The sequence below is a fragment of the Ruegeria sp. BC2 genome (assembly GCF_056539245.1).
Window position 1 is genome coordinate 199,015 of the sequence record NZ_JBQFUQ010000001.1, and the last position, 24,730, is coordinate 223,744.

The 24,730-nt window shown below is 60.7% G+C and carries 26 protein-coding genes and 1 riboswitch; of the genes, 18 read left to right on the top strand and 8 right to left on the bottom strand.

Going from position 1 to position 24,730, the window contains the following annotated elements; translation table 11 throughout:
- The first annotated feature begins 28 nt into the window (after positions 1-28).
- The 6 genes from ACR0CU_RS00935 (at position 29) to cmk (ending at position 6,561) form a co-directional block, all read left to right on the top strand.
- The gene (locus ACR0CU_RS00935; RefSeq protein WP_170357079.1) at positions 29-913 is read left to right on the top strand and encodes a hemolysin family protein; all 885 of its coding nucleotides are present in this window, start codon (positions 29-31) and stop codon (positions 911-913) included.
- A complete protein-coding gene (gene lnt / locus ACR0CU_RS00940; protein ID WP_170444469.1) occupies positions 910-2,415 on the top strand; it encodes an apolipoprotein N-acyltransferase in 1,506 nt (501 codons plus the stop codon). Before ACR0CU_RS00935 ends, lnt begins: the two co-directional genes overlap by 4 nt.
- A 42-nt stretch (positions 2,416-2,457) precedes the next feature.
- A riboswitch (SAM-SAH riboswitch) is annotated at positions 2,458-2,506 on the top strand.
- A 5-nt stretch (positions 2,507-2,511) separates the two neighbouring features.
- Positions 2,512-3,693 carry a methionine adenosyltransferase gene (metK, locus tag ACR0CU_RS00945; RefSeq protein WP_170434363.1) on the top strand — a complete coding sequence of 394 codons (1,182 nt, stop codon included), beginning with the start codon at positions 2,512-2,514 and terminating at the stop codon, positions 3,691-3,693.
- A 128-nt stretch (positions 3,694-3,821) separates the two neighbouring features.
- Entirely contained in the window at positions 3,822-4,532 is a 711-nt protein-coding gene (gene trmB / locus ACR0CU_RS00950) for a tRNA (guanine(46)-N(7))-methyltransferase TrmB (RefSeq protein ID WP_170444472.1), read from the top strand.
- Between the two features lie 68 nt (positions 4,533-4,600).
- The gene (gene aroA, locus ACR0CU_RS00955) at positions 4,601-5,947 is read left to right on the top strand and encodes a 3-phosphoshikimate 1-carboxyvinyltransferase (RefSeq protein ID WP_170444475.1); all 1,347 of its coding nucleotides are present in this window, start codon (positions 4,601-4,603) and stop codon (positions 5,945-5,947) included.
- Positions 5,944-6,561, top strand: a complete 618-nt coding sequence (gene cmk / locus ACR0CU_RS00960) for a (d)CMP kinase (protein WP_170444478.1) — start codon at positions 5,944-5,946, stop codon at positions 6,559-6,561. Before aroA ends, cmk begins: the two co-directional genes overlap by 4 nt.
- A gap of 30 nt (positions 6,562-6,591) precedes the next feature.
- Here the strand turns inward: cmk and ACR0CU_RS00965 are convergent, their stop codons facing one another.
- Positions 6,592-7,071: a YHS domain-containing (seleno)protein gene (locus tag ACR0CU_RS00965; RefSeq protein WP_170357085.1), complete on the bottom strand. Its 480-nt coding sequence runs from the start codon at positions 7,069-7,071 to the stop codon at positions 6,592-6,594.
- A 216-nt stretch (positions 7,072-7,287) separates the two neighbouring features.
- Here ACR0CU_RS00965 and ACR0CU_RS00970 point away from each other — a divergent pair, with 216 nt between their 5' ends.
- The 9 genes from ACR0CU_RS00970 to trpB all read left to right on the top strand — a co-directional run bounded on the left by ACR0CU_RS00970 (position 7,288) and on the right by trpB (position 15,403).
- The gene (locus ACR0CU_RS00970) at positions 7,288-7,803 is read left to right on the top strand and encodes a hypothetical protein (protein WP_170365353.1); all 516 of its coding nucleotides are present in this window, start codon (positions 7,288-7,290) and stop codon (positions 7,801-7,803) included.
- Positions 7,804-8,042: 239 nt separating this feature from the next.
- Positions 8,043-9,728 carry a tryptophan halogenase family protein gene (locus tag ACR0CU_RS00975; RefSeq protein ID WP_170339897.1) on the top strand — a complete coding sequence of 562 codons (1,686 nt, stop codon included), beginning with the start codon at positions 8,043-8,045 and terminating at the stop codon, positions 9,726-9,728.
- Positions 9,729-9,932: 204 nt separating this feature from the next.
- Positions 9,933-10,190: a DUF6525 family protein gene (locus tag ACR0CU_RS00980; protein ID WP_254437514.1), complete on the top strand. Its 258-nt coding sequence runs from the start codon at positions 9,933-9,935 to the stop codon at positions 10,188-10,190.
- A gap of 271 nt (positions 10,191-10,461) precedes the next feature.
- Entirely contained in the window at positions 10,462-12,138 is a 1,677-nt protein-coding gene (gene rpsA / locus ACR0CU_RS00985; RefSeq protein ID WP_170340458.1) for a 30S ribosomal protein S1, read from the top strand.
- A 272-nt stretch (positions 12,139-12,410) separates the two neighbouring features.
- Positions 12,411-12,695, top strand: a complete 285-nt coding sequence (gene ihfB / locus ACR0CU_RS00990; protein WP_050603110.1) for an integration host factor subunit beta — start codon at positions 12,411-12,413, stop codon at positions 12,693-12,695.
- A 7-nt stretch (positions 12,696-12,702) separates the two neighbouring features.
- Positions 12,703-13,053, top strand: coding sequence for a lipopolysaccharide assembly protein LapA domain-containing protein (locus tag ACR0CU_RS00995; protein ID WP_170340535.1), 351 nt, complete (start codon positions 12,703-12,705; stop codon positions 13,051-13,053).
- 6 nt (positions 13,054-13,059) lie between these two features.
- Entirely contained in the window at positions 13,060-13,704 is a 645-nt protein-coding gene (locus ACR0CU_RS01000; protein WP_170444485.1) for a phosphoribosylanthranilate isomerase, read from the top strand.
- A gap of 48 nt (positions 13,705-13,752) precedes the next feature.
- Positions 13,753-14,088: a hypothetical protein gene (locus tag ACR0CU_RS01005; protein WP_170444488.1), complete on the top strand. Its 336-nt coding sequence runs from the start codon at positions 13,753-13,755 to the stop codon at positions 14,086-14,088.
- Positions 14,089-14,155: 67 nt separating this feature from the next.
- A complete protein-coding gene (trpB, locus tag ACR0CU_RS01010) occupies positions 14,156-15,403 on the top strand; it encodes a tryptophan synthase subunit beta (RefSeq protein ID WP_170444491.1) in 1,248 nt (415 codons plus the stop codon).
- Positions 15,404-15,463: 60 nt separating this feature from the next.
- Here the strand turns inward: trpB and ACR0CU_RS01015 are convergent, their stop codons facing one another.
- From ACR0CU_RS01015 to ACR0CU_RS01045, 7 genes are all read right to left on the bottom strand, one after another.
- On the bottom strand, positions 15,464-15,844 hold the full coding sequence (locus ACR0CU_RS01015; protein ID WP_093964605.1) for a DUF2237 family protein: 381 nt from the start codon (positions 15,842-15,844) through the stop codon (positions 15,464-15,466).
- 9 nt (positions 15,845-15,853) lie between these two features.
- The gene (locus ACR0CU_RS01020; protein WP_170444494.1) at positions 15,854-17,017 is read right to left on the bottom strand and encodes a serine hydrolase domain-containing protein; all 1,164 of its coding nucleotides are present in this window, start codon (positions 17,015-17,017) and stop codon (positions 15,854-15,856) included.
- Positions 17,018-17,095: 78 nt separating this feature from the next.
- Positions 17,096-17,782, bottom strand: a complete 687-nt coding sequence (gene pth / locus ACR0CU_RS01025; RefSeq protein ID WP_480642267.1) for an aminoacyl-tRNA hydrolase — start codon at positions 17,780-17,782, stop codon at positions 17,096-17,098.
- 132 nt (positions 17,783-17,914) lie between these two features.
- Entirely contained in the window at positions 17,915-18,571 is a 657-nt protein-coding gene (locus ACR0CU_RS01030; protein ID WP_093964607.1) for a 50S ribosomal protein L25/general stress protein Ctc, read from the bottom strand.
- A 110-nt stretch (positions 18,572-18,681) separates the two neighbouring features.
- Positions 18,682-19,848, bottom strand: coding sequence for an alpha-hydroxy acid oxidase (locus ACR0CU_RS01035; RefSeq protein ID WP_170365365.1), 1,167 nt, complete (start codon positions 19,846-19,848; stop codon positions 18,682-18,684).
- A gap of 160 nt (positions 19,849-20,008) precedes the next feature.
- Positions 20,009-20,800 carry a tryptophan synthase subunit alpha gene (trpA, locus tag ACR0CU_RS01040; protein ID WP_170444499.1) on the bottom strand — a complete coding sequence of 264 codons (792 nt, stop codon included), beginning with the start codon at positions 20,798-20,800 and terminating at the stop codon, positions 20,009-20,011.
- 78 nt (positions 20,801-20,878) lie between these two features.
- Positions 20,879-21,364, bottom strand: coding sequence for an acyloxyacyl hydrolase (locus tag ACR0CU_RS01045; RefSeq protein ID WP_170340476.1), 486 nt, complete (start codon positions 21,362-21,364; stop codon positions 20,879-20,881).
- A 196-nt stretch (positions 21,365-21,560) separates the two neighbouring features.
- Between ACR0CU_RS01045 and ychF the strand changes: the two genes are divergently transcribed.
- The 3 genes from ychF (at position 21,561) to ACR0CU_RS01060 (ending at position 24,682) form a co-directional block, all read left to right on the top strand.
- Positions 21,561-22,658: a redox-regulated ATPase YchF gene (gene ychF / locus ACR0CU_RS01050; RefSeq protein WP_170444502.1), complete on the top strand. Its 1,098-nt coding sequence runs from the start codon at positions 21,561-21,563 to the stop codon at positions 22,656-22,658.
- 73 nt (positions 22,659-22,731) lie between these two features.
- Positions 22,732-23,613, top strand: a complete 882-nt coding sequence (locus ACR0CU_RS01055; protein WP_170444505.1) for a LysR family transcriptional regulator — start codon at positions 22,732-22,734, stop codon at positions 23,611-23,613.
- Between the two features lie 700 nt (positions 23,614-24,313).
- Positions 24,314-24,682, top strand: a complete 369-nt coding sequence (locus ACR0CU_RS01060) for a hypothetical protein (protein WP_170444507.1) — start codon at positions 24,314-24,316, stop codon at positions 24,680-24,682.
- The last annotated feature ends 48 nt before the right edge of the window (positions 24,683-24,730 follow it).

Here is a 24,730-nt window from a genome sequence, read left to right on the forward strand (position 1 = left end):
TTGGTGCCCGATCTATTGGAACAGGAAAATGGGCGATATTGACGGCAGTTCTGGAGCGGCGCAGAGCGCGCACTCGCAGAGCAGCGATGAAACCAAAGAGAAAAGCGGGCTTTTCTCTCGTATTCTTGATGCTTTTTCTTCCGCCGAGGATGACGCCGAAGTCGTCGTGAACGGGAATGAGGCCGTGACCCCTCAGCCACGCGGCATGATCAATCTTCGGCGCATGCGGGTCGAGGATGTGGCAATTCCTTCCGCCGATATCGTGTCAGTGCCTTCGACCATCACCAAAGAGGAACTGGCCCAGGTCTTCAGGGATAGCGGTCTGTCGCGAATACCTGTCTACGAGGGGACGTTGGACACGCCGCTGGGCTTTGTTCACCTCAAGGATTTTGCGCTGACGCATGGGTTCAACGGTGGGTCGGCGGAATTCGATCTGATCTCGATGCTCCGCCCGCTGCTGTTCGTCCCGCCTTCGATGCCGATCGGTGTTTTGCTGACCAAGATGCAGACCGAGCGTCGCCACATGGCGTTGGTGATCGATGAATATGGCGGCGTCGACGGGCTTGTCACGATCGAAGATCTGATCGAACAGGTCGTCGGAGAAATCGCCGATGAGCATGACGCCGACGAAAATCAGCTGTGGGTGCAAGAAAAGCCCGGGTGCTATATCGTTCAGGCCAAAGCACCGCTTGAGGATTTCGAGGCCGAAATTGGCCGGTCGCTGACCAGCCACGAGGATGTGGACGAGGAAGAGATCGAGACTCTGGGCGGGCTGGTCTTCATGCTGTCGGGGCGGGTTCCAGCCCGCGGTGAGGTGGTTTTGCATCCCGAAGGCCCCGAGTTCGAGGTTATCGACGCGGATCCACGGCGCATCAAGCGCCTGCGGGTGATGCTACCGGATATGGCTGCATGAGTCCTGCCTTGCGGTGGCCGCATTGGCTGCGCGTGGTACTGGCCGCGATACTCGGCGCGTTGGCGGCCTTTGGCTTGGCGCCGTATGGCTATTGGACAATCACCTGCATTGCGCTTGCATCGGTCGCGCCGTTGTTTCTGGCCAGTTCCACGCGCGCTTGCGCGGCATGGGTGGGCTGGGCTTTCGCAACCGGTTACTTCGCCAATGCCCTGAGCTGGATCATCGAGCCCTTTCAGATCGACGCTGAGCGTTATGCCTGGATGGCCCCTTTTGCGCTGGTGTTCATGGCTGCTGGCTTGGCCTTGTTCTGGGCGTTTGCTTTTTGGCTCGCGCGCGGAACCCGAGAGGTGGGGCCGCGGAAGGTCATCGTTCTGGCCCTGACCCTGTCGCTGGTTGAAATGGCGCGCGGCTACGTTCTGACCGGGTTTCCTTGGGCGGGAATGGCACAGATTTGGGTGGATGCCCCGGCCGGGCAACTCTTGGCATGGGTTGGTCCATATGGCCTTGGGGCTGCGACCTTTTTGCTTGCTCTGCCGTTGGGCGCTGCCGTCGCCGGTCCTCGCGACGGCAAGGCGTTTCTTTGGCCCGTCGTGGCGGTTGTCATCTTTGCCGGTTTGGCGCTGGTTCAAGCCAGCAACCGCCCGAGGGTTGCAGAGACCGGTCACATCGTTCGTCTGGTCCAGCCCAACGCGCCGCAAGAGCAGAAATGGGACCCGTCTTTTGCTCCGCTGTTTTTTGCTCGACAGATTGAATTCACTGCCGCCGAACCCCGTCCGGACTTGATCGTATGGCCCGAGACGTCGGTTCCGGCGTGGCTGGGCAGTGCGGGTCCCTATCTGGAAGCGATTGCCGAGGCCGCTCAGGGAACGCCCGTCATCCTCGGTATCCAACGCGGAGACGGGCCGCGCATCTACAACTCAATGATCTACCTCGACGAGCAGGGGCGTCAGACCGGCCTGTACGACAAGCATCATCTGGTGCCCTTCGGCGAGTATGTTCCCCTTGGCGATCTGATGGACAGGTTCGGAATACACGGTATGGCCGCGACCACGGGAAGTGGCTTCAGCGCCGGGCCCGGAGCGGCGATGCTGAACGCCGGCAAGCTGGGTCTGGCGCTGCCGCTGATCTGCTACGAGGCGATCTTTCCGCAGGATGTCTCGGCGGCACCGCAGCGTCCGGATTTCCTTCTGCAGATAACCAATGATGCCTGGTTCGGGACCCGCACAGGACCATTCCAGCATCTGGCGCAGGCAAGGATGCGGGCCATCGAACAGGGTTTGCCGCTGGCGCGGTCGGCAAATACCGGTGTTTCGGCGATGGTCGATCCCTATGGCAACGTAATCGCCTCCCTGCCTTTGGGACAGGCGGGTTTCGTGGATGCTCATCTTCCGGCGCCATTGCCTCCGACACTGTATGCGCGAACCGGCGACGGGCCGACGCTTGGGCTATTGTTGGTGCTTCTGCTGCTGTTTAGGCGCAACGTTCGGTTTGGCAGGGCATAATTATCGATTGACCCCCTGTTTCTTCGGGCGTATCCCGTCGAATGCCTGTCACAACGGCTTCCTGGCGTGACGGGGAAATCTTAATGGAGCGCTTTCATGTCCCGACAGAACTACATTTTCACTTCGGAATCCGTTTCCGAAGGGCATCCCGACAAGGTGTGCGACCGAATTTCAGATGCGGTCCTGGATGCCTTTCTGAACGAAGAGCCCGAAGCGCGTGTCGCGTGCGAAACATTTGCCACCACTGATCGGGTGGTCATCGGCGGCGAGGTCGGTCTGTCGGATCAGGAAAAACTGCACGACTACATGGGCAAGATCGAAGAGATCGCCCGCGCTTGCATAAAGGACATCGGATACGAGCAGGACAAGTTCCACCACGAAACGGTCGAGGTGACGAACCTGCTGCACGAACAGTCCGCGCACATCGCCCAAGGGGTCGATGCGTCTGCTGACAAGGATGAAGGCGCCGGTGACCAGGGCATCATGTTTGGATATGCCACTACCGAAACCCCAGCCCTGATGCCGGCTCCGATCCAATATGCACACGCCATCCTGCGCCGTCTGGCTGAGGTGCGCAAGAGCGGGTCTGAGCCCGCTCTGGGTCCCGATGCCAAATCGCAGCTGTCGGTGATCTACCGTGACGGGCGGCCAGTCGGTGTCAGTTCGGTCGTGCTGTCCACCCAGCATCTGGATGAGGCGCTGACCTCGGACGATATTCGCCAGATCGTCGAGCCCTACATCCGCGAATCTCTGCCCGATGGCTGGCTGAGCGACCAGACGGAATGGCATGTGAACCCTACCGGCAAGTTCGTCATCGGCGGCCCGGACGGGGATGCTGGTCTGACCGGGCGCAAGATCATCGTCGACACATATGGCGGTGCGGCCCCGCACGGCGGCGGGGCGTTCTCGGGCAAGGACCCGACCAAGGTCGACCGGTCGGCGGCCTACGCCGCGCGGTATCTGGCGAAGAACGTCGTGGCCGCCGGCATGGCCGAGCGTTGCACGATCCAGCTGAGCTATGCGATCGGCGTTTCCAAGCCGCTTTCGATCTACGCTGACACCCACGGCACCGGACAGGTTGCCGACGCCGAGATCGAGAAGGCGGTCGGACAGGTGATGGACCTGACCCCGCGCGGCATCCGCGAACACCTGCAGCTGAACAAGCCGATATACCAGCGCACAGCGGCCTATGGGCACTTCGGGCGCGAGCCGGATGCGGACGGCGGCTTCAGCTGGGAGCGGACCGATCTGGTTGAGGCCTTGAAAAAGGCTGTTTGAGCCAGCACCGGGAAACCAAACACGGAAAAGGCGCGTCCGATGTGGCGCGCCTTTTCCGTTCCGAAGGATACACCCCCGACGCGGCCCGCCCCTTGCAACGCAAACGCCGCCGCAGTAAGGGCACCGGCATGAGCACCCAGTCACCCGAACGCCCCCGCAGAAACTTCTATGGCCGCTTCAAGGGCAAGACCCTGAAGCCCAGCCAAAAGACCTATCTGTCCGAGGACCTGGCCGCCCTGTCGCCCGGCGCGGTGGATTGGGACAGCAACCCCGACCGCACCCCGATCGACCTGAACGCGCTGTTCGGCGGCAAGCCGGTATGGCTTGAGGTCGGGTTCGGCGGTGGTGAGCATCTGGTGCATCAGGCGCAGCAGAACTCCGATATCGGCATCATAGGGGCCGAGCCGTTCATCAACGGCGTGGCCATGCTATTGGGCAAGATCCGCCGGGCCGAAGTGACCAACCTGGCGGTGCATCCCGGCGATGTGCGCGACCTGTTCGACGTACTGCCCGATGCCAGCATTTCGCGGGCGTTTCTGCTCTATCCCGATCCGTGGCCCAAAAAGCGGCACCACCGCCGCCGCTTCGTGACGCCCGAGCATCTGGAGCCGCTGGCGCGTGTGCTGAGACCCGGCGCGATTTTCCGCGTGGCGACCGACATCCCGGACTATGTCCGCCAGACGCTCGAGGAGGTGCCCCGCGCCGGTTTCGAATGGCTGGCCGAGGGCCCGGAGGATTGGCGCAAGCCGTGGGACGACTGGATTTCGACCCGCTACGAGCAGAAGGCCCTGCGTGAAGGCCGCACGCCGCACTACCTGACCTTCCGCCGCAACGGGTGATTGCGGCTGGACGCTGCGGCGCCAATTCGCTAATCGGCAGGGGCACTGATAGCGCAAAAGGAGCCCTCATGTCCGGACACGGCACGCCCATCCCGATGACCTCGCATCCCTGCGGCCCGCTGACCGGCACAGCCGAAGTGCCGGGCGACAAGTCGATTTCGCACCGCTCTCTGATCCTCGGGGCGATGGCCGTGGGCGAGACCCGGATCTCGGGCCTGCTGGAAGGCGAAGACGTTCTGGACACCGCCAAGGCGATGCGCGCCTTCGGGGCCGAGGTGATCTCGCACGGGAATGGCGAATGGACGGTGCATGGCGTCGGCGTGGGCGGTTTTGCCGAGCCGGATCATGTGATCGACTGCGGCAACTCGGGCACGGGCGTGCGCCTGATCATGGGCGCGATGGCGACCAGCCCGATCAGCGCGACCTTCACCGGCGATGCCAGCCTGAACAAACGCCCGATGGCGCGGGTGACCGATCCGTTGGCGCTGTTCGGGGCACAGGCCGTGGGCCGCTTGGGCGGGCGTCTGCCCATGACGATCGTCGGCGCGGCCGATCCGGTGCCGGTGTGGTACGAAGTGCCCGTGCCCTCGGCCCAGGTGAAATCCGCCGTTCTGCTGGCCGGCCTGAACGCGCCGGGCAAGACCGTGGTGATCGAGAAGGAAGCCACCCGTGACCATTCCGAACGGATGCTGGCCGGGTTTGGCGCCGAAATCACGGTCGAGGATACCGACGAAGGCCGGGTCATCACCCTGACCGGCCGGCCTGAGTTGAAACCGCAGGTGATCGCCGTGCCGCGCGATCCCTCCAGCGCGGCTTTCCCCGTCTGCGCGGCGCTGATCACGCCGGGATCGGACGTTCTGGTGCCGGGCATCGGCCTGAACCCCACGCGCGCCGGCCTGTTCACCACGCTGCGCGAGATGGGCGCCGATCTGACCTATGAGAACATGCGCGAGGAAGGCGGCGAGCCGGTCGCCGACCTGCGCGCGCGATATTCGCCCGACATGAAGGGCATCGACGTCCCGCCCGAACGCGCAGCCTCGATGATCGACGAATACCCGGTGCTGTCGGTGGTTGCGGCCAACGCCACCGGCAAGACTATGATGGGCGGCGTCAAGGAACTGCGCGTCAAGGAAAGCGACCGCATCGACGCCATGGCGCGTGGCTTGCGGGCCAACGGCGTCACGGTTGACGAGGGCGATGACTGGTGGTCGGTCGACGGGCTGGGCATCGGCGGCGTTCCCGGCGGCGGCACCTGCGAAAGCTTTCTGGACCATCGAATCGCCATGTCGTTCATGGTGATGGGCATGGGTGCGCAAGAGGCCGTCTCGGTCGATGACGGCAGCCCCATCGCGACCTCGTTTCCGATCTTCGAGCCGCTGATGAAGGGCCTGGGTGCCAAGGTCGAACGCACATGAGCTTTACCGTCGCCATCGACGGCCCGGCCGCTGCGGGCAAGGGCACGATCTCCAAGGCCGTGGCTGCGCATTTCGGGCTGGCGCATCTGGATACGGGGCTGCTGTATCGCGCGGTCGGCCGACGCACGTTGGACGGCACCGACCCGGTCGAGGCGGCGCGGTCCCTCACGGCCGAGGAGTTGGAGCAGGGCGACCTGCGCACCGCCGAAATCGCGCAGGCGGCGTCGAAAGTGGCGGTGATCCCCGAGGTGCGCGCAGCTCTGGTCGATTTCCAGCGCAGCTTTGCCCGGCGGGCCGGCGGCGCGGTGCTGGACGGGCGCGATATCGGCACGGTGATCTGCCCCGAGGCCGAAGTGAAGCTGTTCGTCACAGCCAGCCCTGAAGTGCGCGCCGAGCGACGCTATCTGGAACTGGCAGACAAAGGCGCGGTTGTAACCCGCGCGCAGGTTCTGGCCGATGTCCGCGAGCGCGACGCGCGGGACGCCGAGCGCAGCACGGCCCCGATGAAACCGGCCGAAGATGCCGTTTTACTGGACACGTCGAACCTGAGCATCGAGGCCGCGCTGGAAAAGGCGGTCGCGGTTATTCAAGAAAAGCTGCCCGCGGCAAGGTGAGACCGCGGACAGCGCTTGGCGACAGTCCGATTACAGTTCGCCGACCGCAATCGACTTGATATTCGCCCACTGGTCATCCGCGGTCTTGGCGGTGCCGGACACGTCTTCGAGGAACTTGGCGCGAGTTGCCGCGTTCAGAAACAGGTACAGCTTGCCATCGGCCAGCAGGTACTGATCTGGATCGCCATCGAACTTCTTGCCCACGGAAACACCATACGAGCAGAAGCCGCCGTGCTGCGGCAGGTATGCTTCGGGGTTGGCCTCGAAAGCTTCGCGGTTCTCGGCCGAGGTGAAGTAGTATGACGCGCCGTCATAGGTGGCCGAATGCGTGGCGAACCCTTCGACCGGGTTGCCGTCGGTGACCAGCGCAACCAGATCGACCCCGTGAGCAGCCAGCGGCGCACCGCCGGCCGAGATCCCGTTCGAAACATTGATCTCATCCGCCGCAAAAGCCGGTGCGGCGATCATCGGCAGGACGGCGACAAGGGCGCTGAGTACAACAGATTTCATTGTGTGTTCCTTTCGTGTTCAGTTGTGGCCGGCACTCGCGCCGACCCGTGTTGAACAGATAAATGCGGGCGTGCGGACGCGTAATCGCAGGGCGAACGGAAAACCTTGCAGATCGTTCGCACTTGCCGAGAGCAAGCCAAACCGGCTCACCAAGCTGTGTTTGGCCAGTTGATCAGTCCCCGCTTAGGCTGAACGCGTCTATGGTGGAGAGAACGGATGATCCGATTTGCCTTGATTTGGGTTTTGTTGGCCGGCCATGCGTTGGCACAGGAAGCCGAGCCACCGATGACCTACGAGAGACTGGGCAAGATCATCTTTGCTCTCGACCCCGATGCCGAGCCGCAGGGTCCGGGCTTTACCATGACGATTTCCGATGTGCCGGTGCTGGTTGTTACTGATGTGCATGCAGACCGGATGCGGGCGATGGTTGCGATCAGCGGCACCTCAGAGCTTTCGGCCGAAGACTTGCAGCGCATGATGCAGGCCAATTTCGACAGCACGCTGGACGCGCGCTATGCGATCGCCAACGGAACCTTGTGGGCCGTGTTCATCCACCCGCTGTCACGGCTGAACAAGGATCAACTGATCTCGGGCCTGGCGCAGACCGTCAATATCGCTCGGACCTATGGCACTCTCTATTCCGGGGGTGCGGCCGAGTTCGGCGGTGGGGACAGCCATGATCTGCAACGCGAACTGATCGACGATCTTCTGAAGAAAGGCGAGGACATCTGAGGCTGCCTCGGAAGGCTCAACCGTCATCGCTGTCCGTTCAGTGCAAGGGAAGCAGGTCGTGACCATGCGTTGCTTTGGCAAAGGCGCCCGTTTGGGCCTACTTGATGCCGCCATTGGCCCTAGCTGGATGCCTGAAAGCTGCTATAGTTTCCCTCAGCGATAAGGGGAGGTCGCCACCGAGGCCCGGAAAAACGGGCAGGCGGCCGCAAAATCCTCACAGCCAACAGGGACAGAACAACATGAATAATCGTTTGCAAAAAATCACCATCGTGGGTGGCGGTACGGCCGGCTGGATGACGGCGTTGCTACTCGAGATGGTGTTTTCGCGCACGTCAGCACCCAAGGACCGTCCGCGGATCTGCCTGATCGAAAGCCCGAACATCGCCACGGTCGGCGTTGGTGAAGCGACCGTGCCACGTATGCCAGTCACGCTCCGTCAGGCTGGAATTTCCGAGCGAGACTTTTTCCGCGAAACCAATGCGTCGTTCAAGCTGGGCGTCAAATTCTGCAACTGGAACAAAGACGCAAAGGGAAAGCGCATCGACTATGTGAACCCATTTGCCCATGGCCAGATGCTGGAAGGACTCGAGGCCGCCGAATACTTCCTTCGGTTTGGCAACGGGGACCGGGATTTCACTCAGTCCATCTCGCCGCATGATGACCTGGCTCGGCTGTGCAAGGGCGCGCGGCTTCTGGGGCAACCCGAATTCGAGCAGCGGTTTGGCTATGCCTATCACCTGGACGCCGTAAAATTCGCGGGCATGCTGACCAGGGTCTGTACGCAGCGTGGCGTCGAACATATCCGCGACGAGGTGCAGTCGGTCGAGTTGAATGAACAGGGCAACGTCAGCCATCTGATGCTTGAGCGTGCAGGCCGCCACGATATTGAAATGGTCGTGGACTGCACCGGTTTCCGCGGCCTGATCATCAATCAGGCACTGGGCGAGCCGTTCATGGATTATTCGGACTATCTGCCGAACGACCGTGCCATGGCGTTGCAGATCGAGCACCCTAATCCGCGGAAGATCGAAAGCGTCACGCGATCGACTGCACTTGGCGCTGGTTGGACATGGCGCGTGCCACTCTACAACCGTGTGGGTACGGGATACGTGTATTCATCCGCGCACCGGACGGATGATCAAGCGGCGGACGAATATCTGGAGTGGCTGGGTGACAGCGGCAAAGGCGCGACGCCGCGAGTGATCCCCATGCGGATCGGGCGCGTGCGCAACGCGTGGGTCAAGAACTGCGTGGCGATCGGGCTGGCCGGTGGGTTCATCGAGCCGCTTGAAAGCACTGCGATCCATATGGTCGACCATGCTGTGCGCTGGTTCGCCGAGCATTTGCCGACCCGCGATATCGAACCCTCATTGAGGGACAGGTACAATCGTCAGATGAACAAGCTCTATGACGAAGTGCTGGATTTCATTTGCCTGCATTACAAGCTGAACAATCGCACCGATGATCAATACTGGATCGACGCGCGGACCGAGATGAAGGTGCCGGACAGGCTTGCTGAAAACCTCGAGCTTTGGAAGAACCGCCTTCCGATGCAGCACGATGTCGAGTTTGCAACGCTGTTTGACCATCGCGTCTATCAGACGGTTCTGCTGGGCAAGCAGGTCTATGATACGGGGTATGGCACTGGAATTCGTGATCGCATTCGACCATTGCGGAAGGACATCTGGTTCCAATGGTGGAAGGGCGCGAAAGTGGACCTTGCGCAGATCCTGAAAGCGATGCCGGATCACAAAACCCTTCTGCGCGACATTCGCGGAGAGCTCAAGCAACCCACCTTTGCGATGGCCAAGGCGGCACAGCCGACCGTTCCGATGCCGGGTGCCGCGCCCGAACCGGTGGTCATCCAGAACATGCCGAACCTGGCCGAGATTCAAAGCGGCAAGAAAGACCTGCAACTGTTCTAGGTCTCTCGGCTTCGGCTAATATTGAGAGCTTCGAAATGGTTGAGGGCAGGGTTGCAGAACCCTGCCTTTTTTGACCTCAATCCGGGGTTGCGCAACAAAAGTATGTTACGTAATAACATAACATACCAGTTGGGACGTTTCCCCAACCCATTCCGTCCGGTCCAGTTCCCGCTCTGAAAATTCGCATTGGTACAGTCGATGCCCATGACCAATCAAAGACGCAATCTGCGCAGCCGCCTGAACCGCCGGAGACGGCAACGTCCCGCGATGCAGGCCTATGACACCCTTCCGCCTCAGTTGCGTCAGTGGCTTGCGAATGCCTGCTTGCCTTGGAGTCCGAACTCGGCCCTCAAGATTTGGAAGGCAGCCGGTGGGGCAAAGGCCCCGGCCGACGCACTGGCGCGTTTGAATGCGATCGAGCAGGCCATGCTGCTGAGGGATGCCCGGATTTTGGAGGAGTAGCTGGCCCGGAAAACGCAAGCGGAATCCCGCGTCGGCTTGCAACAAGGGCCTTTCTGCTTGCGCTGTGCCCAGAATCCGCCTATACGCGCGCTGTCTGAACAAGGGCGGTCAACGCCCGGACGACGTATCTGAGCAGGGCCGGGTTTCCTCGGCCCTTTGTGTTTGTTTAGCCAGATGCGCACCGGGTCACGCCAGAGGACATCATGAAACAAGACCGGCGGAGACAACCGCTCGGCCAGCAAAAACGTTATGTAAAGGAAAACAACGCCACATGGCTAACGCATCCATGGAGGAATTCGAAGCCCTCCTGAACGAAAGCTTCGAAATGGACACCCCCGAAGAGGGTTCGGTTGTCAAAGGCAAGGTCATCGCGATCGAAGCGGGCCAGGCCATCATCGACGTAGGCTACAAGATGGAAGGCCGTGTCGATCTGAAAGAATTCGCAAATCCCGGCGAAGCTCCTGAAATCGCTGTTGGCGACGAGGTCGAAGTCTACCTGCGCGCCGCAGAAAACGCCCGTGGCGAAGCCGTCATCTCGCGCGAGATGGCCCGCCGTGAAGAGGCATGGGACCGTCTGGAAAAAGCATATGCCGACGACCAGCGCGTCGAAGGTGCTATCTTTGGTCGCGTCAAAGGTGGCTTCACCGTGGATCTCGGTGGCGCAGTTGCGTTCCTGCCCGGCAGCCAGGTTGACGTTCGCCCCGTGCGCGACGCTGGCCCGCTGATGGGTCTGAAGCAGCCGTTCCAGATCCTGAAAATGGACCGCCGCCGTGGCAACATCGTTGTCTCGCGTCGTGCAATCCTGGAAGAATCGCGTGCCGAACAGCGTGCCGAGGTCATCGGCAACCTGTCCGAAGGTCAGACCGTCGAGGGTGTCGTCAAGAACATCACCGAATACGGTGCATTCGTTGACCTGGGCGGCGTTGACGGCCTGCTGCACGTCACCGACATGGCATGGCGCCGTGTGAACCACCCGTCCGAGATCCTGACGATCGGCGAAACCATCAAGGTTCAGGTTATCAAGATCAACAAGGAAACCCACCGCATAAGCCTGGGCATGAAGCAGCTGCAGGAAGATCCGTGGGATCTGGTTGGCGCCAAGTACCCGCTGGGTTCGGTGCACAAGGGTCGCGTCACCAACATCACCGACTACGGCGCGTTCGTCGAGCTGGAGCCCGGTGTCGAAGGTCTGGTGCACGTGTCCGAGATGTCCTGGACCAAGAAAAACGTCCACCCCGGCAAGATCGTTTCGACCAGCCAGGAAGTCGACGTCATGGTTCTGGAAATCGACGGCGCCAAGCGTCGCGTGTCTCTGGGCCTCAAGCAGACCCAGCGCAACCCGTGGGAAGTGTTTGCAGAAACGCACCCCGAGGGCACGCAGGTCGAAGGCGAAGTCAAGAACATCACCGAATTCGGTCTGTTCATCGGCCTGGAAGGCGACATCGACGGCATGGTTCACCTGTCCGACCTGTCGTGGGACGAGCGTGGCGAAGATGCCATCCAGAACTACCGCAAGGGCGACGTCGTTCAGGCGGTTGTCTCGGAAGTTGACGTCGAAAAAGAGCGGATCTCGCTGTCGATCAAAGCCCTGGGCGGTGACAAGTTCGCCGAAGCCGTGGGCGGCGTGAAGCGTGGCTCGGTCATCACCGTCGAAGTGACCGCGATCGAAGATGGCGGTATCGAGGTGGAGTACGAAGGCATGAAGTCCTTCATCCGCCGTTCGGACCTGAGCCGCGACCGTGCCGAACAGCGCCCCGAGCGTTTCTCGGTCGGTGACAAGGTCGACGTCCGCGTCACCAACGTGGACAGCAAGACCCGCCGTCTGGGCCTGTCGATCAAGGCGCGCGAAATCGCCGAAGAGAAAGAGGCCGTGGAACAGTACGGTTCCTCTGACTCGGGTGCATCGCTGGGCGATATCCTTGGCGCAGCGCTGAAGTCCGGCGACTAAGCCAGACTTGCAGTTTTGAACACTCAGACGGCCCCGCTCATCCCGAGCGGGGCCGTTTCTTTTGCGAATCAATGTGTTCCGGTTTTGCGAGTTATTCGGTGATAGGTGCAGGCATGAACCGCCGGATTCGCGTCTCTACAGGCGAATTCCCGGTGCTTTCTTGGAAAATGCACCCCGGACACACAGAGTTTACATTCCACCCGGCACCGTTTTTTCCTATACTGACCAAACCAGTAGACGAGATGACACGGTGACCTGGGAGGGTAGCACGCATGATCCGTTCAGAACTGATTCAGAAAATCGCCGACGAAAATCCACATCTGTACCAACGTGATGTCGAGCGGATCGTGAATACCGTATTCGAGGAAGTCACTGACGCCATGGCGCGCGGTGACCGTGTCGAACTGCGGGGCTTCGGAGCTTTTTCGGTCAAGAAACGGGATGCGCGGGTAGGCCGAAACCCACGCACTGGCGAGACGGTTCAAGTCGAAGAAAAGTGCGTGCCGTTTTTCAAGACCGGCAAGTTGCTAAGGGATCGTTTGAACGGTAAAGCGTGATCTCATGATGCGCTACATTCGATACGGTTTTCTTGCGGTCCTGGGGATCGTCCTTGTCTCGGTCTCGCTGGCCAATCGCCAGATGGTTCAGTTGCAGTTGATGCCGGACGCTTTGTCTGACTTGCTTGGCTTCAATCTGGCCACTTCTCTGCCGCTGTTTCTTGTGGTTCTTGGCGGGATTGTGGCCGGCCTTGTCATCGGTTTTTTGTGGGAATGGCTGCGCGAGCATAAGCACCGCAAGGACGCCACCGTCAAAAAGACCGAGGTCAAGAAGCTCGAGCGCGAGGTCAAGAAGCTCAAGAAGAAGCAGAATGAAGGTCAGGATGATGTGCTTGCCCTTCTCGACGAGGCCAGCTGAGAGCCGATGTCTACCGAGATCAGCGTAAAAATATGCGGCTTGACCGCACCCGAGCATGTGCGTGCCGCCGTTGAAGCAGGTGCGCGTTACATTGGGTTCAATTTCTTTCCCAAATCTCCACGCTATGCACCGATTGCCCAGGCAGCGGCGCTGGCCAATGACGTGCCGGTCGGCGTAGCCAAAGTGGCCTTGGCGGTGAACTTCACGGATGCGCAGTTGGATGAGATCGTGGCGGGGGTTCCACTGGACATGCTGCAGCTGCATGGCGCCGAAAGCCCCGAGCGCGTGGCCGAGGTAAAATCACGCTACGGCTTGCCGGTGATAAAGGCGATTGGAGTGGCGGAAGCCGAGGATTTGGCCGCAATAGACCTGTATTCGGACGTGGCCGATCAGTTGTTGGTTGACGCCAAACCGCCAAAGAACTCTGAGCTGCCCGGCGGCAACGGTTTACCCTTTGATTGGCGTCTGCTCGCCGGTCGCAAATACTGGCGGACGCCGTGGATGCTGTCGGGGGGTCTCAACCCGGACAACGTAGCCGAGGCGATCCGTATGACCGGTGCAAGGCAGGTGGATGTGGCATCGGGCGTGGAAAGCGCCCCGGGCGTCAAGGATCCGGGCCTGATCCGCTCATTTATTGAGGCGGCACGGTGATCTGACCAGAACGCGCTTGCGTATCCTTCTCAAAGGGGAGGATGCAGGATGCTGGCTGCAATTGGCGCGGTTTCGCTAAAGCGATGGTACCATGGGCCCGAGTTTTTCTGGCGCGCGGGCAAGGCCTTGCGCCAGGCCAAGGGCGATCCCTTGTGCCTCCATGCCGAGGTGTTTTCGCATGAGGGCGCGTATTTCTCGCTCAGCGTTTGGCACGACGTCGAAGCCATGCTGACCTTTGCCCAGTCGAACCCGCACCGAGGGGTGATGCAAGCTGCACCCCGTTTGACCAATACCTACCACTTCCGTCACTTTGCCTGCATCGCCATTCCGACCCGGGACCAGGCGCTGACTGTCTGGATGAACGGCAGTAGCGCTGCGGAATAGTGCGATTTGCGATGGCAAATCCCGCCGGCACCTCCTAATAACAACAGGCACGACGATGGAGACCACCATGGCCAATGATCTGTTCAATTCCTTCATGTCCGGCCCGGATGAAAACGGCCGCTTCGGCATTTTCGGCGGACGCTTCGTCAGCGAGACTCTGATGCCGTTGATCCTGTCGCTGGAGGAGGAATACGAGAAGGCCAAGACCGACCCGAGTTTCTGGGCCGAGATGGACGATCTGTGGGCCAACTACGTGGGCCGTCCGTCGCCCCTGTATCACGCCGAGCGCCTGACCGAACATCTGGGTGGCGCCAAGATCTATATGAAGCGCGACGAGTTGAACCACACCGGCGCGCACAAGATCAACAACGTGCTGGGCCAGATCATCTTGGCGCGCCGCATGGGAAAGACCCGAATCATCGCCGAGACCGGGGCAGGGCAGCACGGTGTCGCCACCGCGACGGTCTGCGCCAAGTTCGGTCTGAAATGCGTGGTCTACATGGGCGCACATGATGTCCAGCGGCAGGCGCCCAACGTGTTCCGCATGCGCTTGCTGGGGGCAGAGGTGATTCCGGTGACCTCGGGCCGCGGCACCCTGAAGGACGCGATGAACGACGCGCTGCGCGACTGGGTAACAAATGTGCGCGACACTTTCTATTGCATCGGTACCGTGGCCGGACCGCATCCGTACCCGGCGATGGTGCGCGACTTCCAGTCGATCATCGGCAAGGAAGCCAAGGAACAGATGATGAAGGCCGAGGGTCGCCTGCCGGACACGATCATCGCGGCGATCGGCGGCGGCTCGAACGCCATGGGGCTGTTCTATCCGTTTCTTGACGACAAATCGGTCAACATCATCGGCGTCGAAGCGGGCGGCAAGGGCGTCAACGAAAAGATGGAGCATTGCGCCTCTCTCACCGGCGGCCGGCCGGGTGTTCTGCACGGCAACCGTACCTATCTGCTGCAGGACGACGACGGCCAGATCCTCGAGGGGTACTCGATTTCGGCCGGGCTCGACTATCCGGGCATTGGCCCCGAACACTCCTGGCTGCACGATATCGGGCGCGCGCAGTATGTCTCGGTCACCGACAAAGAGGCGCTTGAGGCGTTCCAGCTGTGCTGCGCGACCGAGGGGATCATCCCTGCGCTCGAACCCAGCCACGCGCTGGCGCATGTCATGAAGATCGCGCCGGAGCTGCCCAAGGGTCACATCATCTGCATGAACATGTGCGGACGTGGCGACAAGGATGTGCAAACAGTCGCCAAGTATCTGAACTTCGACATGTCTGATACCGAGGGTCGCGACGCAACCTGAGGGCGGCCCAAAGAACAGGACCCGGCACGCTTCAACCGTGCCGGGTTTTTCATTCGCGGTTCACTGTCCGGAGTCTGCGCGGTGGCTGGTCAGAACGTGCAGCGGCACGATTTCCAATGCGCGCTGGTGAGTCGCCTCAAGATGAACCTTTGGCGCACAGCCCTCGTCATGGGCCTGCATGAACCGTGCGGCACACAGGCACCAGCTGTCGCCGGGCTTGAGGCCCGGGAAATCGAACTCGGGCCGTGGCGTGCTCAGGTCGTTGCCGACATATTTCGAATAGGCCAGAAATTCGGCCGTCATCACAGCGCAGACCGTGTGGCTGCCGCGATCCTCAGGGCAGGTGTTGCAGGCCCCGTCGCGGAAAAAACCGGTCAGGGGCTTTCGTGAACACGGAGCCAGCACGCCGCCCAGAACATTTATGCTGTCCTGCTTTTGCATGAAGCTACCTTACAGGCTTTGCGCGATCTTGCGGAACATTTCGATGTTCTGCTCATTGACCCCGGGCTCGCGGAACTTCCGATCAGCGCCCGTGGCTACGATCAGCACGCCGCGCGACTGGTCGAAATACATGTACTGGCCATAAACGCCGCGTGCCAGAAACTCACCGTCATGGGCGCCGACGGGGATCCACCACTGATATCCGTAGCCGATCTTGCCGGGTTCGGTCGGTGCGCTTGGCAAGGTGGATTCCTTGATCCAGTCGGCCGGAACGATCTTGCGCCCATCGCGCACGCCGTTCAGCAGGATCATTTGGCCAAAGCGGGCGTAATCCCGCGTCGTGAAATTCAAGCCACCCAGAACAAAGGCGACGCCGGCGCCGTCGGTGATATAGTATCCGTCCCGCTCAAGACCGAGGTGCTGCAGAATCTTTTCGTCCAGCAACGCGGCGACGCTTTGACCCGTCGCCCCTCGGATCACCATTCCAATGACATGGGTATCGATGGAAACATACTGCCAGGTCTCGCCAGATGCCGCGAAACTGTCCTTCAAAGAGGCCGCAAAGTCATCCAACTCGCCCCCCAGGGCGACGACCCGACCCATACGGTTGATGTCGGATTTCGGGTCCAGATAGTCTTCGTCAAAGGTTACACCGCTGGCCATGTTCAGCACGTTGCGGATCGTGGCTGTTTCATAGGCGCTGCCCTGCAGCTTGGGGGCATATTTGATGACCGGATCATCCAGCGAGGCTATGGCGCCCTCCTCAAGAAGGATGCCGAACAGAGCGGACAAATAGCTTTTGGCCATCGACCACGAGATCCGGCGGTCCTCCGGCGATGTGCCCAGGAAATACTCCTCGAACCGGATCTGCCCATCCTGCATCACCAGCAGGGAGGTGACGGCGCGCTCTTCGATCCAGTCCTGCGTCTCGGCGGGCAGGTCGAATTCAGCGCCGTAGGGCAGGTCCCAGGTGGGACCATTCCCGCGAGGGAGGTCGACGGTCAGAAACGCCGCATCCATGTGAGAGAAATTCTGAACGATCTTTTCTTCGGAAAACAGAGAGTTCACCGCCAGAAGGCGCTGGATTTCCTCGCGCTTCCAGAAACCGACAACTGCAGCGGCCAAGACCAGCGTCAGGACAATTCGCAGCAGCCACTTCAGACCTGTTTTCATGGTATTCCTCCCGTTTGGCGGCATTGGATCGTGATGACGGAAATTCTGCAATTGCTACGTTGCGGAAGGTTTTTGCCGCTATCGGAACTTGTCCAACAGCTTCTGCATCGCCGTGCGGTCATCGGGCGTTGGCGTCTCGGCTTTCGGGGCAGGAGAGGTCTTGGTTTCGGATTTGGGCGTCGTGGTGGAACTGCGCGGTGGCGCTGTTCGCAGCGCCACGGCGTTCATGAACTTGGCCGCATCGCCCGCTGCCAGATGGACCGACCCGTCTGCAACACCTTGCAGAACATCGTCCAGCCAGTCGGCGTCGGCCTTGGCGAAATCGCCCAGAACATAGGGCGAAACCAGCTCTTTGCGTCCGGGATGGCCGATCCCCAGCCGGACACGGTCATACGCGGCACCGATATGGTCGTGGATCGACCGCAGGCCGTTATGCCCGGCATGGCCGCCACCGGCCTTGGCGCGAACCTTCCCGGGTGCAAGGTCCAGTTCGTCATGGAAAACGGTCACATCGGTTGAGTCGAGCTTGAAGAACCGCATGGCCTCGCCGACCGATTGGCCCGAGCGGTTCATGAAGGTCATGGGCTTCAGCAGCAGGACCTTTTCTCGGCCCAGCATTCCTTCGGATATTTCACCCTGAAATTTCGAACGCCATGGCCCAAAGCCATGATCCCTGGCGATGGCATCCACCGCCATGAAACCGATATTGTGCCGGTTGCGGGCATACTTTGCGCCCGGATTGCCCAATCCGACAAACAGCTTCATCGCGAATTCCTTGTGCGTTTCGGTCCGGCGCAGAATTGCACGAGATGCCTTTCCGGCGCCAGCCGGTCGTTCAAAGAAAAACGGGGCCCTGGACGAGGCCCCGCTTCAAATTCCAATCCGAAGGATCCGGATTTATTCTTCGTCTTTGCCTACGACTTCAACTTCGTCGGCTGCGACTTCCTCTTCACCTTCGCCTTCTTCATCGTCGCTGGACGCCAGGCCGGTCGGTGCCGAGATGTTCGCAATCACGAAATCACGGTCGATGGTCGGCTTGGTGCCATTGGGCAGGTCAACCGACGAGATGGTGACAACGTCGTTGATTTCCAGGCCGGTCAGATCGACGGTGATCTTTTCGGGGATGTCGCCGGCGGTGCAGACCAGCTCGACCTCGGGACGGACAACGGTCAGAACGCCGCCCTTCTTGATGCCGGGGGCCTCTTCCTCGTTGATGAATTCGACGGGGATGTACAGGGCGATCTTGGTCGTGCGACGCAGACGCATCAGGTCCAGGTGGGTCGGCAGGTCCTTGACGACATCACGCTGGACGTCGCGGCAGATGACGCGGACGTCTTCGTGGCCTTCGACCTTCAGGTTCCACAGGGTCGACTTGAAGCGGCCTGCCTTCAGGCGCTTGAACAGTTCGTTGAACGGAATCTGGATCGGCAGCGGGTCTTTTTCGCCACCAAATACGATGCCCGGAACCATGCCGTCGCGGCGTGCCTGACGAGCGGCGCCCTTGCCTGTCCCCGTCCGTTCCAGAGCTACGAGATCAGGAATCTCACCAGCCATGATAAATCTCCAATGTTAGGGCAGGGTGCCTCCAAGGCTGTCACCCCGCGTGAAGCGGCGTCCTTAGACCGAATCCGGCCATTTGGAAAGGGGTAAAAACGAATTCCGCGTCATTCCTGCCAGCGGCCGCAGAAATCCTGCGGGACAAGCAGGTTGTGCGGCCCCAGATCGGCCACGTTGCGCTCGCCGCACAGGGCCATGGTGGTGTCCAGTTCCTTCTGGATCACTTCCAGCGCGGTGGTCACCCCCTTTTGGCCCATCGCGCCCAGCCCGTAGACGAACGCGCGCCCGATATAGGTGCCCTTGGCCCCCAGCGCCAGCGCCTTGAGCACGTCCTGCCCCGAGCGGATGCCGCTGTCGAGATGCACTTCGACGTCGCCGCCCACCGCATCCATGATCCGCGGCAGCATCCGGATCGAGCTGAGCGCGCCGTCCAACTGCCGCCCGCCGTGGTTCGACACCACGATGGCGTCGGCGCCCAACTTGGCCGCCATCTTGGCGTCTTCGGGGTCTAGGATGCCCTTCAGGATTACCTTGCCGCCCCATTGCTCCATCAGCTTCTCGATCTTCTTCCAGTCGAGGCTGGGATCGAACTGCTCGGCGGTCCACGCGCCCAGCGATGAGGCGTCCGAGATGCCCTCGACATGGCCCACGATATTGCCGAACTCGCGTCGTTTCGCGCCCAACATCTCGATGCCCCAGGCCCATTTCGTCATCAGGTTGGCGATCGTTTTGGCCGTCAGTTTCGGCGGGGCGGACAGGCCGTTCTTCAGGTCCTTGTGCCGTTGGCCGAGGATTTGCAGATCCAGGGTGATGACCAGGGCCGAGCATTTGGCATCCTTGGCGCGCTGGATCAGGCGGCGGACGTAATCTTCGTCCTTCATGGTGTACAGCTGAAACCAGAACGGCGCGCCGGTATGTTCGGCCACATCTTCGATCGAGTTGATCGACATGGTCGACAACGTGAAGGGCACGCCGAATTCCAGCGCGGCCTTGGCGGCCTTCATTTCACCATCCGCATGCTGCATCCCGGTCAGGCCCACGGGTGCCAGGGCCACCGGCATGGCAACGTCCTGTCCGATCATCTGCGACGCGGTCGAGCGGCCGGACATGTCCACCGCAACCTTCTGGCGCAGGCGGATGTCGTGGAAGTCTGAGCTGTTGTCGCGGAAGGTCTGCTCGGTCCAGCTGCCGCTTTCGGCATAGTCATAGAACATCCGGGGCACCCGGCGTTCATAGATGCGTTTCAGGTCGTCGATATTGGTAATGACAGGCATGGCCGCGCCCTTCTGCAGATTGGTTAGGTTTCTTTACCAATTCTTCCGCCGCGGCGCAACGGCCAGTTGTGCATGTGGTCATATGGGTCATGTGCGCAAAGAAAAACCGCCGCAGGCGTGCGGCCTGCAGCGGTTGCAATCCGTTTGGGGTTTTCTGGCGTCAGGCGCTGTGGGCGCCGTCTGCCAGCGATTTCACGAAGTCCAGAACCTCGGCCACGGGTTTGCCGGCGGCGATCTGGCTGACGATGGCCGAGCCGACCACCGCCCCGTCGGCAACGCTGGCGATGGCGCGCGACTTCTCGGGCGTGTTGATGCCGAACCCCACGATCACCGGAAGATCGGTCGCCGCCTTGATGCGCGCGACCTCGGGGCCGACATCGGTGGCCTCGGCTTCGGCCGCGCCGGTGATGCCGGTGATCGAGACGTAATAGACGAAGCCCGAGGTGTTCTGCAGCACTCGCGGCAGGCGCTTGTCATCGGTAGTGGGCGTGGCCAACCGGATGAAGTTCAGCCCGGCCGCCTGCGCGGGCAGGCACAGCTCGTCATCTTCCTCGGGCGGCAGGTCGACGACGATCAGGCCGTCGATGCCGGCCTCTTTGGCGTCGGCCAGGAATTTGTCCACCCCGCGGCTGTAGATCGGGTTGTAATAGCCCATCAGTACGATCGGGGTGGTGTCATCGGTTTCCCGGAATGCCTTGGCCAGATCCAGCGTGCGCTGCAGCGTCATGCCACCGTCCAGCGCCCTTTGACCAGCCGCCTGAATGGTGGGGCCGTCCGCCATCGGATCGGTGAAGGGCAGGCCCAGTTCGATCACGTCCACGCCGGCCCCAGGCAGGCCGCGAACGATCTCAAGCGAGGTGTCATAGTCGGGATCCCCGGCCATGATATAGGCGACAAAGGCCTTCTTCCCCTCGGCTTTCAGGGTGGCGAACTTGGCGTCGATACGGGTCATGGAAGATCCTTGCATACAGGTTTGGACCTGATGTGCAGAAACTTTGGCCGAAAATCAATCCCGTCCTGAGCGGTGGGGTCAGAAGTTCAGGTGATACCGCAGCAACAACGCGTTCACGCCGGGGTTTTCCTCTTGCGTGCTGGCGTTCGATTTGTGGGTCACGGCCAGCGATATGTCATTGCCGTTGTTCAACGTATAGCCCAGCCCGAAAAGGCTTCGGATTTCGAAGCTCCCGCCCAGATCGTTCAATTCGTTGGCTTCGCTGTAGAAACCCGGCATCACGCTGCCTTCCACGAACCATCTGTCGGCAAAGGAATAGACCCCGATCACCCCGGCACCGATATGTGTGTTTCCATCCTCGTCTACCGACAGCGCGGCCCCGAGCGCAGCGCTGAAGCGGGTGGCCTCGTGAAATGGCCGGTGCTGGTATTCGAGGGAAAAGATCGCCTGGTCAATCGAGCTGCTGTCGGAATAGTCGGCGTAGCCGGCGCCGAAAATCACCGACTGCGCCTGCGCGGCTGTTGAAAAAGCCAGAAAAGCGGCGCTTGAAAGGAGGTTTTTCATTGGGATGTTCGCTGTTGATATTCGTTACAAAGTTAAAGTTTGACACTATTCTCTCGTGTTCAATGTCAACAAGCACACGTTTTCCCTACATTTTCGTGATGTTGCAGATTGGACTCAGGGCCAGCAGCCGCAGGTGCCTTGCGCATTGCACCGGACCCGCATAGAAGCAGCCCGCGAATGGCATCAGGAGGCCGTCATGGGCTTTAAAATGGGTATCGTGGGTCTGCCGAATGTCGGCAAGTCGACCCTGTTCAACGCGCTGACCAAGACCGCGGCCGCGCAGGCGGCGAATTTCCCGTTCTGCACGATCGAACCCAATGTGGGTGACGTGGCCGTTCCCGATGCGCGTCTGGACAAGTTGGCTGCGATCGCCAAGTCGAAGCAGATCATCCCGACCCGGATGACGTTCGTGGATATTGCAGGCCTGGTCAAAGGCGCCTCAAAAGGTGAGGGGCTGGGCAACCAGTTTCTGGCCAACATTCGCGAAACCGATGCCATCGCTCATGTGCTGCGCTGTTTCGAAGATGGCGACGTGACCCATGTCGAAGGCAAAGTCGATCCGGTGGCCGATGCCGAGACCATCGAGACCGAACTGATGCTGGCCGATCTGGAAAGCATCGAAAAGCGTCGCGCCAACCTCGTGCGAAAGCTCAAGGGCAACGACAAAGAGGCGCAGCAGCAGGATCGGTTGCTGGCCACCGCGCAAGAGATGCTGGAAAGCGGTAAACCCGCCCGTTTGGTCGAGGTGTCCGACGAGGATGCAAAAGCCTGGAAGATGCTGCAGTTGCTGACCACCAAGCCGGTCCTGTATGTCTGCAATGTCTCGGAAGAAGACGCTGCCGAAGGAAATGAATATTCCGCGCGTGTAGCCGAGATGGCCGCGGCGCAGGGCAATGCCCATGTCATCATCAGCGCCAAGATCGAAGAAGAGATCAGTCTGCTGGAGCCTGAGGAGGCGCAGATGTTCCTCGAAGAGATGGGGCTCGAAGAGCCGGGCCTCGATCGGCTGATCCGTGCGGGGTACGACCTGCTCAAACTGGAAACCTATTTCACGGTCGGCCCGAAAGAGGCGCGCGCTTGGACCATTCGCTGGGGCACTGCGGCGCCTCAGGCAGCCGGTGTCATCCACGGCGACTTTGAAAAGGGTTTCATCCGCGCCGAGACCATTGCCTATGATGATTTCGTAGCGTGCAATGGCGAACAGGGTGCCAAAGAGGCCGGCAAGATGCGTGCAGAAGGCAAAAGCTATGTCGTCAAGGATGGCGACGTGATGCACTTCCTGTTCAACACCTGATCACGAAACAGCTTTTCTGGGCGGGCATTGGCGGTATCTTACGGTATCGCTCCAGTCCGCCCGAGGCCCGCACGTGTTCGAAATCCGCGATCTGCAATTGCTCAGCGCCTTGGCGCGCCACCGCCATTTTGCCAAGGCGGCCGAGGAGTGCGGTATTTCGCAGCCCGCGTTCTCGATGCGAATCCGCAACCTCGAGGATCGACTTGGCGTGTCCATCGTCCGCCGTGCGAACCGCTTTCAAGGCCTGACCGAAGAGGGCGAGATGATCGTCCGCCGCGCTCGCCGCATACTGGATGACGCCAAAGCGCTCGAGCAAGAGGTGCAGGCGATCAAGGGCGAGATCACCGGTACACTGATCCTGGGTGTGATCCCGACCGCCATCGCGTTTACTGGCCGCTTGGTCAAGCGGCTGCAGCAGGCGCATCCGCGTATACTGTCGCGGATCGAGACGATGTCGGCCACGGCAATCCAGCACCGTCTGGACGAAGGCAGCCTGGATGCCGGCATCACATATGGCGACAGCATCGGCACTGATCTGCGCTATGTGCAGCCTTTGTACGAGGAAACCTATGTTTTGCTCGTACCCGAGCATATGACGCAGGGCACGGGCCCGATCCCCTGGGCACGGGTGGCCGAGTTCCCGCTCAGCCTGCTGGAGCCGCAGATGCAGAACCGGCGCATTCTCGACAGGATATTTGCCGAACAGGGGTTGCATCCGCGTGTAGTGGCCGAAACCAGCGGGTTTACTGCCTCGATGGTCATGGCGCGCGAAGGGCTGGCGGCGACGGTCGTGCCACGGGTTCTGGTACGGGCGCTCGGCGATTTGAAAGGCACGCGTGTCCTGACTCTGGTTGATCCGGTGGTCAGCAAGCCGATCTGTCTGGCGACGCTGGCGCGGGATCCGGAATTGCCCACCGTTGGCGCATTGCGGCAGGTCGTGACGTCTTTGCGGTGAAAAGGCGGGGGGTGGTTTGCTAGGCGTCCAGTAATAATTACTGAAGGTTTTTCTTATCGGTCGGCTTCGCTATGGCTAGGTCCGTAAAGTATAGGCTCCGCCGTTAGGTACACTTTCCCGCCGTTTAGCCGCCGCTAGGGCAACGTTTATGTGTCGCTGCCCATCGTCGGAGGCGCGATGCAGGCGAGGGCCCCGAAACTGCCGCTGTGGAACCAGCTGATGGAGACCCGACAGCTTCGACGTCGCTGCGTGTGAATGATCTGGACAATGGTGATTTTCTGATATCGTCGCCGCTGAATTGACGGAGGGCACGGACATGAAACTTGCTGTGGGGAATTGGACGGCCTGCGGGCCTATCGACTTTGACGGCAAACCTGTGTTCCCTCGGTTGGAAAAGCTCGGTGGGCTGTACAGGTTTTCTTGGCCGGCTACTGGTGACAGTTACATCGGCCACACCAGCAACCTGCGGTCTCGGATGGGTGGGTATCGCGCTTGGAACAAACCCCAAACGCACCCCGAGCTTTTTGATGCGTTGCGGACGGAAGGTGGCATGGTTGAGGTATTGACAGCTGCAACGCTTGGTGGCCAACCAATTGACCTCAGTAGGCGAGACGGACGCGAGATGGTGGAGGGTTTCTTACGGTACACACTGAGACCCACGTTGAACAAGGACGGATAGGCAGAGGGCACTGAATTGAAGATGCGATTTGCTCACGGTCACTACGAACCACAGGTGGTTTACGGCCACAGGTTTCCGGGCACCGACGAGTTGTTCCACATCGGGTCTGGCAGCTATGGTCGGGCGATCAAGCCGGAGCGCGGTGCGCCTTGGGTTGAATACGTTGGTGACCGCGACGTTGAGGTGGTTATCATTGAGACCTACCAGTGCCCAGCCCGCGCCCGGTTGCGGGAAGCAGAACTGATCTTTGAAATGCAACCCGTGACCAACCACCATCATCGCAACGGACCGCACAAACAGGTGTTGCGCGGGTTTACGAAACAGGGAGCACGTTGTGACTGTGGTGCGGAAGACTGTTATGGACGCGAGGCCGCGCGCCGGGAGGCTTAGGTACGCTTAGGCCCCCGCCTTTTACCCGCCGCCCGGTACAAAATAATT